The following is a 16,676-nucleotide window of genomic DNA, read 5'->3' as shown; positions in this document are numbered from 1 at the left end:
CCCTAAGCGAGGCTGTTGAGTACTGCACCGTAAAGGCGGTAGTGGCGGCGAGCCGCATGGATCAGGTCCTGTTGGTCCTGAGTTGATTCGATGCGGTTCACCAGCTCCTCATAGAGTTTGATGTGCTCCTGATCGAGGGAGCCGTGGGAGCGCAGGTAGCTGAAGGCCTTGGCCGGCAACCCCAGCTTCCCCTGCACCGCGTCGGCTACCCGATCCGCCAACGCAATACTGGTCCCCTCCAGCACCAGCACCATGCCGAAGAAGCAGATGGGGTTGATGCGTTCAATGGAGTAGTAGGCGTAGGCCACCATCATCTCGGTTTCAAAGGCCGGCCCCTGGCCGATCACATCCTCGGCGGAGCCACCGATCGCCCGCACGTCGTTGAGGATCCACTTCTCGTGACCCACCTCCTCCTCGATGTACTCGACCAATGCCGGCTGCATCCAGTTCTGGGACTCGCTCAGGCGCGATCCACAGGCCATCATCAGGGGGACCGTATGACGAACATGGTGGTAAGCCTGGGTCAGGAAGGCCAGGTACCGCTCCAGGGTCAACTGCCCCTCCATGGTCTCGCGGATGACGGGCAGGCTCAGCATCTGCTGACGCTCGGCCTCGGTCTCATGCTGTAACTGCTGGAAAAAGCTCATAGGGCTACCTCACTACAAAAACAGGCTTCTATCTCATCGCCGTAACTGGCTTCGATCTGTGCACGCCGCAGGCGGCCATTGGGGGTTAACAGGCCGTTGGCGGCCGAAAAGGGTTCCCGGGTGAGGATGCACTCACGCACCCGGGCATAATCCGGCAGGCTCCGGTTAAGGGTGCGCAGCCACTGGTCCAGCCCCGCCTGGCTCACCCCGTTCATGGGGGTCACCAGCGCAAGGTTGAAAGGCCGGCCGTCCCCCACCAGGCAGACCTGGGCCACCAGGGGGCTGGCGCACAGCTCGGCTTCCACCCACTCGGGGGAGAAGTTGCGACCGTAGCTGTTGATAAAGAGGTTCTTCTTGCGGCCATTGATGATCAATGCGCCCGCCTCGTCGAAGCGTCCGAGGTCGCCGGTTTTTACCGGCCCGCACGCCGGCGAGACCTCCCCGACGTAACCGAGCATGGTGTTGCCCTCAATCAGGATTTCACCGTCGGCGGCCAGGGAGACACGGCAGTGGGCCAGAGGTTTGCCCACGGTGGCCGGTCGATTACAGCCGGGACGATTCAGCGCCACCACCGAGCCACACTCGGAGAGGCCATAGCCCTGGTAAACCGGCAATCCGAGCTGCTCGGCCATTTCCAGTACCGGCCTGCCAATCACGCCGCCCCCCACGGCAACAAACTTCAACGACGGCTGGTAGCCGCCGAGGGTGACCGACCACAGCAGTGCCCGCAGCAGCTCCGGCACCAGAATCAGGCTATCGGGCTGCCGTCGCTGCAGGCAGGCGGCCAGGCTGGCAAGGTCGGGCATTGCTGAGCCCCGCAGCCCCGACTCACAGGCATCGGGAATCACACAGCAGGCCCCGGCACGCAGCGCCATCAGGCAGCCGGCAATATTTTCCAGCAGCACCGGCAGGGGCAGCAGCGACAGGTGACGCTCGATCCCCTGGTCCCCCACCACACTCCAGAGCGCATCGCACAGGGCGGTCAGCTGTTCAGCTCCGAGGCACACCCCCTTGGGCTCACCGGTCGTGCCGGAGGTAAAGGTCACCAGAAGGGTACCCTGGGGCAGTGCGACCGGCGCCACCCGGCGCACCCAGGTCTCCTCCCCCCCCGTTTCGGCGATCAGGCAGCCGGCCTCAAAGTCGGGGTCCAGCGCCTGCACCCCGGCGGCCTCCCCCCCGACCAGTAGCTCGATACCGCAGCGGTCCAGCTGATAGCGGATCTGCTGACGGGTGAAAAACAGTGGAATCGGCACCACCACCATACCCGCCTTCCAGGCGGCCAGCTGCCACACCAGCCAGCGGGGGCCGTTTTCCAGCATCAGGCCGAGGTGCCGGCAACCGGTCCCCCGCAGCTGTTCGGCCAGCAGTTCAATAGCCTGCTGCAACTCGGCATAACTCAGTGACTCCTGGCTGCCCTCCAGCGCCGTGCGCCAGGGGGTATCAAAAGCGTGTTGCTCAATCTGCTGGAATAGGCTCTGCATCAGGCGTTGATCTCCTGCAAGGTTATTTGATGGTCGGTTTGTGGTTGGGGCCACTGTCGAACCAGCCCGCGGGCGGCCCCCGTCAGCAGGCGCCGCAGCCCCTTACGCAGGCGCCCCGCCACCACCACCGGCTCCTCGTTGTAATAGCTGCCCCAGCACTGCGCCTCCTTTCCGAGGGCATCGGCCGAGGCGGCCGCCAGGGGAATCAGTTCGATCCCCACCCCCATACGGTGGAAGGCGTTCAATACGGCGGGGGTGGCGGTCACCACCAGCCACTCATACCCCCGGGCACAGAAGAAGGGGGCCAGGGCGGTGATCAGCTGGCGGGTGCGCCCCCCCGAGGTAGAGGCCAGGTTGCCCACTTCGAGAATGGCGGCACGGTCAACCGGCTTGCCGGTATGCTCCGCCAGTAACCGCTCGATCGGTCGGCCCAGGTACTGTTCGAGAAAGAGAGGCCCCTCTGCGCCATCCTGGTACCCCATGGCCGCACGGATACCCCCCTGATGGTCCACCAGACTCAACAAATGGCGGGAATAGACGTTGATATGGGCCCCGTATCGCTCGCGGAAACTGCGCTGGATAAAGCGGCGAATCAGCGCCTGGTTGGCCGGATTTTCAATTAGCACAGGACGCACTCCCGGCCCCCTCACCCCTTCATCACGCAGCGCTAACATGGCATCACCTCTCCTGGTCGCACGATCACAGACTAAACCGGGTTCCTTAACAAAGACTTAACCCCTTACCACCACTCAAGGTGCAACAGGTGCCACAGGGGATCGGCCAGCTCGCTGTAGCAGGCCCAGCTCATCCACAGGGAAGCGGCCATGGCCAGCAGGAGCAGTAGCGAGGGAAAGAGTCGCGCCAGCCGGCCGCCGGTGCGGCTGCCGGAAGAGTGTTTAACGGTATTGGAGAACGCCATGATCCACCTCCCCTGAGTGACGCCGGCTGCCCGCAGGACAGCCGAGCCCTTGATGGGCGCAGTATCGGCCGCCCGCCTTAACGGAACATTAAGGGGTTCAGGGAAAGGGAAACGGGGAGAGCTAGCCGGCAAGAGCTAACCGGAAAAGGAATCGGCGGAGATAGAGGGCCGGCAGGCTCACTACAAAGGCAAGCCTGCCGGGGAGGCGCGGGTTTTAGGGGTAGGACTGATAGAGTCGGGCGTTACCCTTCTCGTCGAAGCTGACCACCTCATAGGGGTCTACCCGGTCCCCCATCTCCATACCGGGAGAACCCACGGGCATACCCGGGGCTGAGATCCCCTTGATGGCGGGGCGCTCACTCAGCATCCGCTTGACGTCGCTGGCGGGCACATGGCCCTCCACCACGTAGCCATCAATAAAGGCGGTATGGCAGGAGGCCAACGCCGGGGTTAGACCCGCCTTCAGCTTGATCGGGTTGAGGTTATCGGTATCGTGCACCTGCACCTCAAACCCATTGGCCTCCATATGCTTGACCCAGTCCCCACAACAACCACAGGTGGGAGACTTGTACACCGTCATCAACGGCAGTCGGGATTCGGCTGCGGCAGGGGTAATGGAAAGCGGTAATAGAACAGCGGCGACAAGGGCGCCCAACAGTTTACGAATCGTCATGATGATTTCTCCTGAAATAAAGCGATGGGCCATGGGCCCGGAACAACACAGGGGTCAGGAGTGAACTACTGGGGTGGATGCTCGATGGGGTAACAGGGAGAGTCGGGCGCACCGCAACTGATGGGTGCCCCGGGACCCGAGGCCAGGCTGGCCAGTTCAATAGGGGACGAATCCAGCAGGGCAACGACCGATAACTGGCAACAACCGGTGGCGGGGCTGTCGCAACCCACGCAGTCGACCAGCGTTTCCGGGGTATTCGCCATCGCTGCGCCCTCATAGGCGGCAGCGGACCCACAGGGCGGTGCCATCGACGCGTGGAGGGCATCCCCCACCCCCGTCAGAGGGGCGCTGCCACTGGCCACCGTGAAGGGGGTCAGCAGCAGGCTCAACATCAACAGTAGCGGCGTTAGTAATCGCATAACCGGCACTTTATCACCGGTGTATCCGGGGGGCTATAGGTATTAACGCGGACCCCGTCATCCGGGGTTCATTCCTGCCACCGCCATCACTACCTAACCCGCCTCCGCCCACCCGGCGACCTCTAATAGGTCCTCCCCTGACCTCCATCAACAATGCCCAGGGGATGGGCATTGAATTCTGCTTTATTGAGAGCATAATGCACGCCTTAATCACACGGCATGGATTGGGGTTGGCGATGACTCATCGCGCTCATCTACTCATCCTGCGCATCGGTCCCGCGCTAAAAGACGCCTTCCAGCAGGATCGATACGGCAGTCACAATGCGCTCGTCAACCTGATGGGGGCCGGTATCGGCATCCTCGCCATCAGCCTGGCAGTTGCCTGCGGCCTGCCGGCCGAGTACGACCTCTACACCGCGATGGTGGCCTGCCTGCTGATCCCCTGGGGCAGGGACACCCACTCCCCCCCTGCCGGCTCCACAGCCGCCCTGATCATCAGCCTCATCCCCTCGCTTCAAAACCAGGGCATCGCCGGACTGCCGGCCCCCGCGGTGGTGGGTATTCCAGCCCTCAACCGTTTTCTGGCCCATTGCCGCAGCCGAGCCGTGTCCGTGGCCCTGGCGGACTTTAAGCACCAGCCCTGCGCCCCCTGACCAGCCCCTTCCCGCGTACCCGCGCGGCACTCTGCTGTTTCTCTTTACCGATTTTAATTTTTGGCCCAAGCAATCGCCTGACCGGGCGGGGCCACTACTCGGAGACCATAATGATAAAACTGTTAACACTGCTGACCCTTTCCCTGGGATCAACCCTGGCCTGGTCCAGCGAATCCGCTACCCAGCCCATCAACCTGACCGACAGCTGGGTGGGCTACGCCGCCCTGATCCTCTTTGCCCTCGCCTACATCCTGGTGATCTTTGAGGAGCAGCTGCACCTGCGCAAATCCAAGCCGGTGCTGCTGGCCGCCGGTGTGATCTGGGCCATCATCGCCATCGCCTACAACAGCATGGGCGCCCCCCACGAGGTGGAAAGTGCCATCCGCCATAACTTCCTCGAGTACGCAGAGCTGTTTTTCTTCCTGTTGGTGGCCATGACCTACATCAACGTCATGCTCGAGCGCAACGTCTTTGACGCCCTGCGTGACTGGCTGGTGGCCAGGGGGTTCAGCTATCGCGCCCTGTTCTGGCTGACCGGTATCCTTGCCTTCTTTATCTCGCCAATCGCCGATAACCTCACCACCGCCCTGATCATGTGCGCGGTGGTGATGGCGGTGGGTAAGGACAAGCCCGTCTTTATCAGCATCGCATGCGTCAATATTGTGGTCGGAGCCAATGCCGGCGGCGCTTTCAGCCCCTTCGGCGACATCACCACCTTGATGGTGTGGCAGAAGGGTATCCTCCAGTTCACCGAGTTCTTTGCGCTCTTTATTCCCGCAGTGGTCAACTTCCTGATACCCGCAGCGATCATGCAGTTCGCCCTGCCCAAGGGCAAACCCACCCCCCAAAACACCGAGGCGGTTTCCATCAAGCACGGCGGCCTGGTGATTGTGGGGCTGTTTCTGCTGACCATCGTAACCGCCGTCTGTTTCCACAACTTCCTCCACATCCCGCCGGTGTTCGGCATGATGACGGGGCTGGCCTACCTCAAGCTGTTCAGCTACTACCTCAGCCGTGTAGGTGACGAGGGGTCCGACCGCACCGACGTGCCCGGGGGTCACCGTGGCGCGCGTTTTGACATCTTCTCCCAGATCGCCCAGGCCGAGTGGGACACCCTGTTCTTCTTCTACGGAGTAATCCTGGCGGTGGGCGGACTCGGCTTCCTCGGCTACCTGAGCATGGCCTCCGAGTTCATCTACGGCGAGTTAGGGGCGACCACCGCCAACATTCTGGTGGGCATCATGTCGGCGATTGTGGACAACATTCCGGTGATGTTTGCGGTGTTGACCATGAACCCCGCTATGAGCGACCTGCAGTGGCTGCTGGTGACCATGACCGCCGGTGTCGGTGGTAGCCTCCTATCCATCGGCTCCGCCGCTGGCGTGGCCCTGATGGGGCAGGCCCGTGGCCACTACACCTTCTTCGGCCACCTGAAGTGGACCCCGGTGATCGCCCTTGGCTACGCCGCCAGTATCTACGTGCACTTTCTGATCAATGGCTAATCAACGGCTGATCATCAGCTGAACCGACCGAGGGAGCCGAATCACCGGCTTCCCTCTGCGGCCCGCTTTCTTGAGACTGCCGGGGCAACTGCCTACAATGGGCGCCCCCTGAACCGCAACCGGGCCCCCACCATGAACGCCACCGGAACCCTCACCGAATTTCTTGAGCAAAGCGAGATCCGCTTGCAGGTCTTTGATATGGGCCGGCGCATCTGCCCGTTGCCACGCCAGCAGCTGCTGGAGGTGGAGCTGCGCCAACGCCCCTACCCCTATCCCTTCCTGCAGCAGGCCTGGCTCGGCTTCCTGCTCAGCGACCAGCGTGAAGGGGCAGTGCCGGTGATCTGGTTCCTCAAGTTCCCCCTCGACCGGGAGGGCAAACTGGTGGAGGCCTGCCGCGATGATTTCCTGCTGCGGATTATCAAGAGCGTCGGCGAAAAACTGGAGCTGGGCAGCGTCGACCCCAGCGTCGATGCCCTCAAGGAGACCCCCTACGCCTTCAAGCCCGAGCCCGAGCGGATGGCCTGCTTCCATGCCCGCGCCGCCCGAAGCCTCGGTCTTCCCCCCTCCAGTTTCTATCCCGCCGCCCGCGACTACTTCGCCGGCACCGCACTGGAAAACTGGCCTGCGCTGGGACTGCAGGGGATCGCCGACCTCTGCGCCCGCCTCGACCAGGATCACAACGCCGATCACCTGCAACGACTCCTGCCGGTGCTACCGGCGGTGCCGCTGGAGCTGCTTTGCTGCTGCCTGGAGAACGAAGCGATCGATGCGGAGCTGACCGGGGCGATTCGTCAACGGGCCCTGGGTTTGTTGGAGGAAGAGGCGCCCAGCGGCTTGATCGCCGCCCTCTTGCGAGGACTCTCCCACAGCCAGGCACCCCGGATCCGCCAACCGCTGATCGACCAACTGCTGGCCAGCCCGATCGGGCGGGATACCGAGATCCTGGCGGCCATCGCCAGCCGCTGCTGGACCGACCTCGAAGAGCCCGGGCGTCTGCAACGGTTTCTCGAGCAACTGGCCCTCAACAGCGCCGGTGCCGACTGCTTTAACCGCGTTCTGCTCGACCTGATGATGCTGCCCAACCTGCAGGCGCTTATCATGGCTCAGTTCCGCAATCCCGAGCGCTCCGAGGCGCTGGGCCAGGCCATAGGGGGGTTCCTGAGCCTGGGGGCACCCGCGCCGGCGCCAACGACACTGCACTAAGGGGGCCTTCCCTCACGACTAAAACAGGCTAAGCTGCTCGCGGGTGTTCTCCTGTTGCAGATCCCGCAGCCGAACCCCAACCCCCAGCAGGCGCACCGGCCGTGCGCCGCGTTGCCAGGCCTGGCTCATCAGCGGGGCGAACTGCAGCGCCTGGAGCCGCTGTTCGGGGTCACCGCTGATCAGGGTTTCGAGGGTGGTCTGGGTGAAGTCGGCAAACTTCACCTTCACAAACCGCTTGCTAAGCGCGTAGCCCTCGCTGAGCTTTCCCTCCAGCCGTCGCTCCAGCTCATTCAGTAGCTCCGGCAACCGCTCCAGCACCGCTTCCAGGGAGGGTAGGTCCTGTTCGAAGGTGTGTTCCACACTGAGGGATTTACGGCGCCGGATGCTCTGCACCTCGCGCTCATCCACCCCCCGCGCCAACTGAAAGAGGCGCTCCCCAAAACTGCCAAAGTAAGCCACCAGGTCGAGCTGGCTGAACACCCGTAATTGTCCACAGGTTTCGATACCCAGGCGCTTCAACTTGTTGGCGGTAACCCGTCCCACCCCATGCAGGCGCTTGACCGGTAGCTGCTCGACAAAATCATCGACCTGCTCGGGCCGCACCACAAATAGGCCGTCAGGCTTGTTCCAGTCGCTGGCGACCTTGGCCAGGAACTTGTTGGGGGCCACTCCCGCCGAGACGGTGATCCCCACCCGTTCACGCACCCGTTGGCGAATCTGCTCGGCAATGCGGGTGGCGCTGCCCTGCAGCCGGGGGCAGTGGCTCACATCCAGGTAGGCCTCGTCCAGGGAGAGGGGCTCGATGCGGTCGCTGTAATCGGCAAAGATCGCGTGTATCTCCCGCGAGGCCTCGCGGTAGGCCTCCATACGCGGGCGGATAAAGCGCAGCGAGGGGCAGAGCTTACGGGCGGTAGCCGCCGCCATCGCCGAATGGATACCGTAGCGGCGGGCCTCGTAGTTGCAGGTAGCGACCACCCCCCGGCGGTCGGGGCTCCCCCCTACCGCGATGGGGATCCCCCGCAGCGAGGGGTCATCGCGCATCTCGATGGCGGCATAAAAGCAGTCGCAATCGATATGGATAATCTTTCGCTGGAGAGATGGCAGCATGGCCGTGGCACACCCGTGTCTCGAAATGGGACCCTATTCGCGTTATTTTCAGCCCTCACACTGTATAAATCAACAGCCTGACTGCAACCGCCGCCCTGGATCGAGCGTTGTATTGAGCGACCCATTTCCAGTACATTAGCACCGGCGTGCCGAAAACTGGCTCGACAGGAGATCCCCCGTGCAGAAAAAAACGGCCATGACCATCACTTGCCACTCCACCGAGAGGGGGCACTAAGTGCACGTCAGACCCAAACCGGTGGGATCACTGTTACTGCTGATCGGAGTCTTTCTGGCCCTCGAGCTGACGGCACTGGGGGCGGATATCTGGCTCTCCCGCCAGGTCGAACGCGATGCGGCCGCGATCAATACTGCAGGCCGCCAGCGCATGCTCTCCCAGATGATCTCCAAGTCCATCCTGACCCTATCGCAGGAAGGTGAACAACACTCCGATGCATTGACCGAGATCCGCCAGGCTCACCGACTGTTTGACCAGACCCTGCAGGCCTTTGCGAATGGAGGCACCACCACAGGGGCCGATGGCGAAACCATCGCGCTGCAGCGCCTTACCTCAGCCCCCGACCGGCAGCTGATCGAAGCCGCGCTGCAGAACTGGGCCCCCTTAAACCACTCCATCGGGCGCTTGCTGGCCGCCGGAGAGTCCCCCGCTTCCGCTTTCATCGACGACACCCGTCGGCTGGCACTGGTACAGGACGATTTACTGCTGCGCGACATGAACCGGTTAACCCTCTCTCTGGAGCACTCCGCGCAGGAAACCAGTGAGAAGATGCGCAACTTCCAAAGCCTGATCCTGCTGCTGGCAATGCTCAACGCGCTGGTGATTCTGCGCCTGGTGCTCTCCCACCTGAACCATAGCCACCTGAACCTGTCGATGCTCTCCCAGGTGACCGACAACATCGACTCCAGTGTCTTCGTCACCCAGGCCAACGACGCCATCATCAACTGCAACCAGACCGCCACCCGCCTCTACCGCTGCGACAAGGAAACGCTGCGGGGGAAGAAGCTGGCGCGCCTGTTCATCGACTCCGAAGCCAGCCAGGGGGTCCGACTCGACGGCACCACCTTTGATGCCTCCCGGGTGAGCCACGCCGTCAACATCAATGGGGAGGAGTACCAGATAGTGACGGTACACGACATCTCACCCCACAAAGCCAAGGAGGCGACACTCTCCCGGCTCGCCTACCATGACCCCCTCACCCAGCTCCCCAACCGCCTGCTGATTCGTGACCGTCTGGAGCAGGAGATCCACCGCTCACACCGCTATGGCCTGCGCTTTACCCTGATGTTCATCGACCTCGACGGCTTTAAGGCGATCAACGACACCCTGGGCCACGACAGCGGTGACCTGTTGCTGCAGGAGGTGGCCGCACGTATGAAAGGCTGCTCCCGCGAGGCGGATACCCTGGGACGCTTTGCCGGCGATGAGTTTGTTGCCATCTACACCGGGTTAATCGAGGTCTCCCAGGCACAGAAACTGGCCCAGCAACTGATTGATGCGATCGCGGGCATCACCTCCATCGCGGGACGCCCCGTGCAGGTCGGCGCCAGTATTGGTATCGCCATCTATCCGCTGCACGGGACCCACAGCGAGGCACTGATGAAAGCGGCGGACAGCGCCATGTACGACGCCAAGGAGGCCGGGCGCAACCGCTATCGCCAGGCCTCGACCCCCTCACGCCTCACCGCCGAGGCTTGAGGGGTCAGGGCTCGTCGTCGCCCCCTTCTGGCATTTGACTCGCTTCGAGGTGGCTGGCACTATCACCCTGTTATAACAGGGACTTAGTCATGATAAGTAGCTATAAGATTATTGTTGCCGACGACCACCCGCTGTTTCGCACAGCCCTCCAGCAGGCCGTCAACCAGGCCGTGGAGGAGGTAACCCTGCTCGAGGCTGAGTCCATCGAATCCCTGCAGCAGGTGCTGGAGGAGCACGGCGATACCGACCTCGTACTGCTCGACCTGCATATGCCGGGCGCACACGGTTACTCCGGTCTTATCTACCTGCGCGGCCAGTACCCCCAGATCCCGGTGGTGATGGTATCGGCCACTGAGGATGGCTACGTCATCAACCAGGCGATCGAATACGGCGCCTCCGGTTTTATTCCCAAGTCGTCCTCCCAACAAACCATCGGTGAAGCGATTCGCACCGTGCTCGAGGGGGATGTCTGGCAACCCGAAGGTTCCATAGGCGCCACCACCCGGCGCGAAACCAGCCAGGACCTGGCCCAGCGTATCGCATCGCTGACCCCACAGCAGTTCAAGGTACTGGGCATGCTGACCGAGGGGATGCTCAACAAGCAGATCGCCTACGATCTCAATGTCTCCGAGGCCACCATCAAGGCCCACGCCACCGCCATCTTCAAGAAGCTGGGGGTCCGCAACCGTACCCAGGCGGTGATTGCGGTGCAGCAGCTGGAGATCGAACCGCCCCAGCTGGGTAGCGAGCAGGACGCCGACTAGGCGCCAACGCAACCGCTAACACCTCCGAACCGGGCTGCCTTCAGCTAACGTCGCTGGATACTGGTCATTAACGCCCGCAGGGCCGCCGGCTTGACCGGCTTGGCCAGGTACGCCACCCCCTCTTCCCGGGCCTGCTCCTGCAACTCCTGACGGCCATCGGCGGTGATCAGCACCGCCGGTATCGGCACCCCCATCTGCTGCCGCAGCGCCAGGATCGCCTCCAGGCCGGTCTTGCCATCGTCAAGGTGGTAATCCGCCAGCAGCATATCAAACTCGATCCCACTCTCCAGCAACCGCAGTCCGCCGGTCAGGTCACGGCTGACGAACACCTCGCACTGCCAGCGCTCCAGCAGGGCTTTCATACCCGCCAGTATGGTCTCTTCGTTGTCGATACAGAGCACCCGCCGCCCCTGCAGGGCGTTGCCGGCACTGGCGCGGACCGGCGCGCTCACCGCCACCCGCTCGGGATCCCCCAGCGGCACTTCGACCGAAAACACCGACCCCTTGCCCTCACTGGAGCGCACCGCCAGGGGGTGGTCCAGTATCTTGCTGATGCGGTCGGCGATCGCCAACCCCAGCCCCACCCCCTTCACCTCCTGGGTAACATGGCTGTCGAGGCGCCGGAACTCCTCGAAGATCTCGGTCAGGCGGCTCTGGGGAATACCCGGGCCGTTATCCCAGATCTCGATCCGCAACCGATCCCCGAGCCGGCGGCAACCCAACACCACCCGGCCGCGGCGAGCGTAACGGAAAGCATTGGTGAGGAAGTTCTGTACGATGCGCCGCAGCAGCTTCTTGTCGCTGCGAATGACGGCCCGGCAGTCCACCAAACTGAACTGCATCTGTGAATTTTCTGCCATCGCAGAAAACTCCACCGCCAGCGCCGACAGCAGGTCCGATACAGGGAAGTCACTCAGCTCGGGGTGGAAGCCGCCGGCATCCAGCTTGGAGATATCCAGCAGGTCGGTGAGCAGCTCCTCGGCGGCCCGCAGGGAGCTGTCGATATTTTTCGCCAGTTCCTGATCGCTGCCCTCGGCCTGCTGCACCAGCGAGGCCGCGAACAGGCGCGCGGCGTTCAGCGGCTGCATCAGGTCGTGGCTGGCGGCGGCCAAAAAGCGTGTCTTGCTCTGGGTGGCCGCGGCCGCATCGGCCATCGCCCCCACCAGCTGCCGGTTGACGGTGGAGAGTTCGCTGGTGCGCTGACCCACCCGCTGCTCCAGCTCCTCGTTGATCTGCTTCAGCTCGCGGGTCACCTTGCGGTAGGGGGTAATGTCAGTGAAACTGGTGACGAAGCCCCCGCCCGGCATCGGATTACCCTGCATCTCCACCACCTGCCCCGAGGGCATCACCCGCTCGAAACAGTGGGCCGTGCCCTGGCGCATATAATCGACCCGCTTGGCGACATGGGCCTCGATATCCCCCGGGCCGCAGAGTCCCCGCGAGGCGTTGTAGCGAATGATATCGGCGATCGGGCGCCCCACCCGGATCAACCCCTCGGGGTAGTCGAAGAAATCCAGGTAGCGACGATTCCAGGCCACCAGGTGCAGGTCACGGTCCACCACGCTGATTCCCTGGCTGATGTTCTCGATCGCCCCCTGCAGCAGCTCGCGGCTGAACTGCAGCGCCTCGGTCGCCTCATCGACGATGGAGACCACATCGTCCAGTTGCATGCGCCGGCCGCTGACCGCCGAGCGCAGCACCACCCGCGCCGAAGAGGTGCCGATCACCCCCGCCAGCAGTCGCTCGGTGTGTTCCAGCAACTCCCGCGAGGCATAGCGGTTGGGAGCCAGGCTCTGCTGGAAGCGGAAGGCAAAGTGCTCGAAGCTGTTGGTTACCCGCCGCTGGCCAACAAAACGGGACGCCAGCGCGCTGAGATCCGCCACCGTCACCTTGATACTGGAGAGTTCATCGCCCCCGCTGACCGGTGCCCCCACAAAAATCGCCGCCTGCATCTTTTCCGACAGGCGCGGCTCGCTGAGCCAGGAGACCACCAGAAAGCAGAGCAGGTTGGCGACCAGGCTGACCACGATGCCATTGGTGGTGCTATCGAGTACCGAGATGCGGAAGATCGCCTCGGGGCTCAGCGCCGCGATCCCCCAGGGTCCCTCCGACAGCAGGCTCTCGGAGATTGCACCGGCCCGCACCAGGGTTGGGATCACCATGGTGTAGAACCAGAGGCCAACGCCGGCGATCAGGCCCGCCATCACCCCCTTCTTGTTGGCCTGCTTCCAGTAGACCCCGCCGATCATGGCCGGAGCAAACTGGGCCACGGCGGCGAAAGAGAGCAGGCCGGTGGAGGCCAGCGAGTCTACCCCCCCCAGTATCCGGTAGTAGAAGTAGGCCATCAGCACGATCACCATGATGGTGGTGCGCCGCACATACAGCAGCAGGCCGCTGAACTCATCGAAGCTGGTCTTGTTGAACCGGTTGCGACGCATGATCAGGGGCAGCACGATGTCATTACTGACCATGGTGCTAAGGGCAATGGTGGCCACGATCACCATACTGATCGCCGCCGACGCCCCCCCCACAAAGGCCAGCAGCGCAATCTGCTTCTGTCCCATGGCCAGCGGCAGGTTCATCACGAAGGTGTCGGCTACCACGCCGCCGCCACTGAAGATCAACTGCCCGGCCAGGGCGATCGGCACCACGAAGATCACCGCCCCGATAAGGTAGGCCGGAAACAGCCAGCGCGCCCTGTTGAGGTCATCGGGCTCCAGGTTCTCCACCACGGTAACGTGGAACTGGCGCGGCAGGCAGAGGATCACCAGCCCCGCCAGTACCGTTTGCGCCAACATGATCCAGATATTGGAGCCCCTTTCGATCAGGCTACGGGTATGCTCTACCGCCTGCGCCTTCTGCCAGATATCGGCGTACCCGTCGTTGACCACGTAGGTGATGTAGATCCCCACCACCAGGATCGCCACCAGCTTGATGATCGACTCGAAGGAGATCGCCAGCATCATCCCCCGGTGGTGCTCGGTGGCATCAAGGTGGCGGGTACCAAAGAGCAGGGTAAAGGCCCCCAGGGTGAGGGTCACCAACAGCGCGGTGTCCTGGCCAAAGTCGAGGGCAAACCCCGACACCAGCTGATCCTCGCTACCGGCACTGAGCAGGTTGTAGCCCATCATGATCGCTTTGAGCTGCAGTGCGATGTAAGGCAGCACCCCGAACACCGCGATCAGGGTGACACACACCGCCAGCATCTGCGATTTGCCATAACGGGCGGCGATGAAGTCGGCGATGGAGGTGATGTTCTCCTGTTTACTGATGCGGATGATACGGGCGATCAATTTCGAGCCAAACAGGAACATCAGGATCGGACCCAGATAGATGGGCAGGAAGGACCACAGACTGTGGGCCGCCTGTCCGACGGCGCCGAAAAAGGTCCAGGAGGTGCAGTAAACGGTCAGCGAAAGGCTGTAGACCAGCCAGCGCAAACGACTGTCATCGCCCAGCTTCTTGTCGCCGTAAAAGGCAACCACAAAGAGCACCAATATATAGACCACGGAGATCACCGCGATCAGCCAACCCTGGAACATGTCGCCTTCCTGCTTAACACACCACAAAAGGCTCATGGTTCAGGGATTTGGCGATGCCGTCAAGGGATGCACCCGATTCCTGCAGCCCGCTGCTCCTTCCCGGGCATGCGGGGGCCAGCTTACTACTAAGGTCGGCTGGAGTTTGCCCCCCTGCTGGCATAAATTCGAGGGCTAACAAGAACGATAAGACAGGAGTGATCAAGTCCTGCGGCGACACTCTGACCTTTAGGTAAAAGCGATGCCCGGCAGTTTCAATTTTAACAACCCCCCCTTCGACACCCTGAGCGAGAGTGAGCGCCAGTTGGTGATCAACAACCTTGATCTCAGCTACCACGCCGATGGCGATATCATCGTTCAGGCCCAGCAGCCCACCAAGGGGCTGCATATTATCCACAAGGGGGTGGTCGAGGAGCGTAACGGCACCGATCACGAGGATATCTACGCCCACTATACCCACGACGACATGTTCGATATCCGCTCGCTTTTTTCGGGCACCAGCAAGCACGAATATGTCTGCCTGGAAGAGACCATCTGCTACCAGCTCCCCCGTACTACCTTTGACCAGCTGAGTTCGCAGAACACCCGCTTCCGCCGCTACTTCCAGACCGACCTGGTGGACAAGCAGCAGCTGATGAAGCAGGAGGGACAACAGAACCTCTCCGAGTTTATCCTCAACAAGATTGAGCCCGACAACATATTGCCCCTGCAGATCGTGGACGCCGATGCGACCATCGCCGAAGTCACCCTGCAGATGAAACAGACCCACACCGACTGTGCGCTGATCAAGAGTGACCGCGGCTACGGCATGCTCACCGGCACCGACCTGCTGCACGCTTCTGTGCTGGAGCGGATGTCGGTCGACACCCCGGTCGCCAGCCTCGCCCACTACGAGCTGATCTCGGTGCAGACCGGGGATTTTCTCTTCGATGCCATGCTGCTGATGACCCGCCACAAGATCGAGCGGGTAGTGGTGTACGACAGCCTCACCCCGGATAAGGTGCTCGGGGTGCTGACCCTGACCCACATCCTCAGCCTGCTATCGACACACTCTCACATTCTGGCACTGCGTATTGCCCGTGCCAACGATGCAGCCGACCTGAAACGAGCCGTGGAAAGTCTCGATGAGCTGATCGAGCGCCTGATGACCAACGGCATCAAGAGCCGCTTTATCAGCAAGCTGCTATCGACACTGCACGAGCAGGTGGTCAGCAAGGTATTCGATCGCCATGTCCCCACCGAGGTGCAACAGCACTGCTGCCTGGTGTTCATGGGCAGCGCCGGGCGCAACGAGCAGATCCTTAAAGGTCCCCTCGATTATGGCCTGATTATCGAAGACAACTATGCGTGGGAGGCCTGCCAGCCCACCATGCAGGCGATGCACGCCGAGCTGGTCAGCCTGGGCTACACCCCGAGCAAGGGGGAAGTCTGCGTCGGCAACCCGATGTGGGCAAAGCCATTGAAGCAGTGGCTGGACCAGAGCAATCGCTGGATCCTCGACCCCTCCAGCGAGAATATCCAGAAGATTGCCACCGTGTTTGATGTCCACGGAGTGGCCGGCAAGCTGGGGCTGTCCCATGATTTCCAGCAGCGGCAACTGCGGCAGATCTCCTCCGACCACCTGTTTGTTCGCAACTTCACCCGCCCGGCACTGCAGTTCCATACTCCCCTCACCTTTTTTGGCCAGCTCAAACTCTCCTGGCACAGCCTGGACCTGAACCGCGGAGGGGTGTTCCCGATTGTACAGGGGGTTCGTGCGCTGGCGATGGAGCAGCGGCTGCCGCTGAGCAACACTTTCGAGCGCATCGATGAGCTGGCCCACAACGGCGTGCTCGACAAGGGGCTGGCCGGTAACCTGGCCGAAGCCCTGCAGTTGTTCCTGCAGCTACAGCTTGAACAGCAGCGAAGCGGAGACCAGCAACCCGATGCGCAGCTGCTCGATCTCGGGACCCACTCCCGCAGCCAGCGCGACCTGCTGCGTCATGCCCTGCACGTGGTGAAGAAGTTCAAGCAGTACCTGGAAGTGCACTTCCATCTGGAGAACCCTTGAACATC

The 16,676-nt window shown here is 62.3% G+C and carries 14 protein-coding genes; 6 read left to right on the top strand and 8 right to left on the bottom strand.

The window, feature by feature from the left end:
- Positions 1–2: 2 nt before the first annotated feature.
- The 6 genes from D0544_RS02575 to D0544_RS02550 all read right to left on the bottom strand — a co-directional run bounded on the left by D0544_RS02575 (position 3) and on the right by D0544_RS02550 (position 4,139).
- Complete coding sequence (locus D0544_RS02575) at positions 3–647, bottom strand: iron-containing redox enzyme family protein (RefSeq protein ID WP_125014450.1); 645 nt, start codon at positions 645–647, stop codon at positions 3–5.
- Positions 644–2,128 (bottom strand): AMP-binding protein, encoded by a 1,485-nt coding sequence (locus D0544_RS02570; RefSeq protein ID WP_125014449.1) that lies wholly within the window; start codon positions 2,126–2,128, stop codon positions 644–646. The genes D0544_RS02575 and D0544_RS02570 overlap by 4 nt, the downstream gene beginning before the upstream one ends.
- Entirely contained in the window at positions 2,128–2,802 is a 675-nt protein-coding gene (locus D0544_RS02565; RefSeq protein WP_125014448.1) for a thermostable hemolysin, read from the bottom strand. Before D0544_RS02565 ends, D0544_RS02570 begins: the two co-directional genes overlap by 1 nt.
- Positions 2,803–2,867: 65 nt before the next feature.
- On the bottom strand, positions 2,868–3,047 hold the full coding sequence (locus D0544_RS02560; RefSeq protein ID WP_125014447.1) for a hypothetical protein: 180 nt from the start codon (positions 3,045–3,047) through the stop codon (positions 2,868–2,870).
- Positions 3,048–3,261: 214 nt separating this feature from the next.
- Entirely contained in the window at positions 3,262–3,720 is a 459-nt protein-coding gene (locus tag D0544_RS02555) for a DUF411 domain-containing protein (protein ID WP_125014446.1), read from the bottom strand.
- Between the two features lie 65 nt (positions 3,721–3,785).
- Positions 3,786–4,139, bottom strand: a complete 354-nt coding sequence (locus D0544_RS02550) for a hypothetical protein (protein ID WP_125014445.1) — start codon at positions 4,137–4,139, stop codon at positions 3,786–3,788.
- Between the two features lie 236 nt (positions 4,140–4,375).
- On the opposite strand from D0544_RS02550, the gene D0544_RS02545 reads away from it, so the two are divergent.
- The 3 genes from D0544_RS02545 to D0544_RS02535 all read left to right on the top strand — a co-directional run bounded on the left by D0544_RS02545 (position 4,376) and on the right by D0544_RS02535 (position 7,497).
- Positions 4,376–4,792 (top strand): hypothetical protein, encoded by a 417-nt coding sequence (locus D0544_RS02545; protein ID WP_125014444.1) that lies wholly within the window; start codon positions 4,376–4,378, stop codon positions 4,790–4,792.
- Positions 4,793–4,902: 110 nt separating this feature from the next.
- Positions 4,903–6,294, top strand: a complete 1,392-nt coding sequence (gene nhaD, locus D0544_RS02540) for a sodium:proton antiporter NhaD (RefSeq protein WP_125014443.1) — start codon at positions 4,903–4,905, stop codon at positions 6,292–6,294.
- Between the two features lie 132 nt (positions 6,295–6,426).
- Complete coding sequence (locus D0544_RS02535; protein WP_125014442.1) at positions 6,427–7,497, top strand: DUF3549 family protein; 1,071 nt, start codon at positions 6,427–6,429, stop codon at positions 7,495–7,497.
- A gap of 18 nt (positions 7,498–7,515) precedes the next feature.
- Here the strand turns inward: D0544_RS02535 and dinB are convergent, their stop codons facing one another.
- Positions 7,516–8,604 carry a DNA polymerase IV gene (gene dinB / locus D0544_RS02530; protein ID WP_125014441.1) on the bottom strand — a complete coding sequence of 363 codons (1,089 nt, stop codon included), beginning with the start codon at positions 8,602–8,604 and terminating at the stop codon, positions 7,516–7,518.
- 235 nt (positions 8,605–8,839) lie between these two features.
- Here dinB and D0544_RS02525 point away from each other — a divergent pair, with 235 nt between their 5' ends.
- Entirely contained in the window at positions 8,840–10,318 is a 1,479-nt protein-coding gene (locus D0544_RS02525; RefSeq protein WP_125014440.1) for a diguanylate cyclase domain-containing protein, read from the top strand.
- An 89-nt stretch (positions 10,319–10,407) separates the two neighbouring features.
- Complete coding sequence (locus D0544_RS02520) at positions 10,408–11,082, top strand: response regulator transcription factor (protein ID WP_125014439.1); 675 nt, start codon at positions 10,408–10,410, stop codon at positions 11,080–11,082.
- 44 nt (positions 11,083–11,126) lie between these two features.
- On the opposite strand, the gene D0544_RS02515 is transcribed toward D0544_RS02520, so the two are convergent.
- Complete coding sequence (locus D0544_RS02515; protein ID WP_125014438.1) at positions 11,127–14,624, bottom strand: PAS domain-containing hybrid sensor histidine kinase/response regulator; 3,498 nt, start codon at positions 14,622–14,624, stop codon at positions 11,127–11,129.
- 238 nt (positions 14,625–14,862) lie between these two features.
- Here D0544_RS02515 and D0544_RS02510 point away from each other — a divergent pair, with 238 nt between their 5' ends.
- Complete coding sequence (locus tag D0544_RS02510; protein WP_125014437.1) at positions 14,863–16,671, top strand: putative nucleotidyltransferase substrate binding domain-containing protein; 1,809 nt, start codon at positions 14,863–14,865, stop codon at positions 16,669–16,671.
- The last annotated feature ends 5 nt before the right edge of the window (positions 16,672–16,676 follow it).

It is taken from the genome of Aestuariirhabdus litorea (genome assembly GCF_003864255.1).
GTDB lineage: Bacteria > Pseudomonadota > Gammaproteobacteria > Pseudomonadales > Aestuariirhabdaceae > Aestuariirhabdus > Aestuariirhabdus litorea.
This window is presented reverse-complemented; position numbering and strand designations above follow the sequence as displayed.

What these genes read in the sequence shown, in the direction of transcription:
- D0544_RS02575 (WP_125014450.1), bottom strand. Translation starts at nt 647, where the DNA reads ATGAGCTTTTTCCAGCAGTTACAGCATGAGACCGAGGCCGAGCGTCAG.
- D0544_RS02570 (WP_125014449.1), bottom strand. Translation starts at nt 2,128, where the DNA reads ATGCAGAGCCTATTCCAGCAGATTGAGCAACACGCTTTTGATACCCCC.
- D0544_RS02565 (WP_125014448.1), bottom strand. Translation starts at nt 2,802, where the DNA reads ATGTTAGCGCTGCGTGATGAAGGGGTGAGGGGGCCGGGAGTGCGTCCT.
- D0544_RS02560 (WP_125014447.1), bottom strand. Translation starts at nt 3,047, where the DNA reads ATGGCGTTCTCCAATACCGTTAAACACTCTTCCGGCAGCCGCACCGGC.
- D0544_RS02555 (WP_125014446.1), bottom strand. Translation starts at nt 3,720, where the DNA reads ATGACGATTCGTAAACTGTTGGGCGCCCTTGTCGCCGCTGTTCTATTA.
- D0544_RS02550 (WP_125014445.1), bottom strand. Translation starts at nt 4,139, where the DNA reads ATGCGATTACTAACGCCGCTACTGTTGATGTTGAGCCTGCTGCTGACC.
- D0544_RS02545 (WP_125014444.1), top strand. Translation starts at nt 4,376, where the DNA reads ATGACTCATCGCGCTCATCTACTCATCCTGCGCATCGGTCCCGCGCTA.
- nhaD (WP_125014443.1), top strand. Translation starts at nt 4,903, where the DNA reads ATGATAAAACTGTTAACACTGCTGACCCTTTCCCTGGGATCAACCCTG.
- D0544_RS02535 (WP_125014442.1), top strand. Translation starts at nt 6,427, where the DNA reads ATGAACGCCACCGGAACCCTCACCGAATTTCTTGAGCAAAGCGAGATC.
- dinB (WP_125014441.1), bottom strand. Translation starts at nt 8,604, where the DNA reads ATGCTGCCATCTCTCCAGCGAAAGATTATCCATATCGATTGCGACTGC.
- D0544_RS02520 (WP_125014439.1), top strand. Translation starts at nt 10,408, where the DNA reads ATGATAAGTAGCTATAAGATTATTGTTGCCGACGACCACCCGCTGTTT.
- D0544_RS02515 (WP_125014438.1), bottom strand. Translation starts at nt 14,624, where the DNA reads ATGTTCCAGGGTTGGCTGATCGCGGTGATCTCCGTGGTCTATATATTG.
- D0544_RS02510 (WP_125014437.1), top strand. Translation starts at nt 14,863, where the DNA reads ATGCCCGGCAGTTTCAATTTTAACAACCCCCCCTTCGACACCCTGAGC.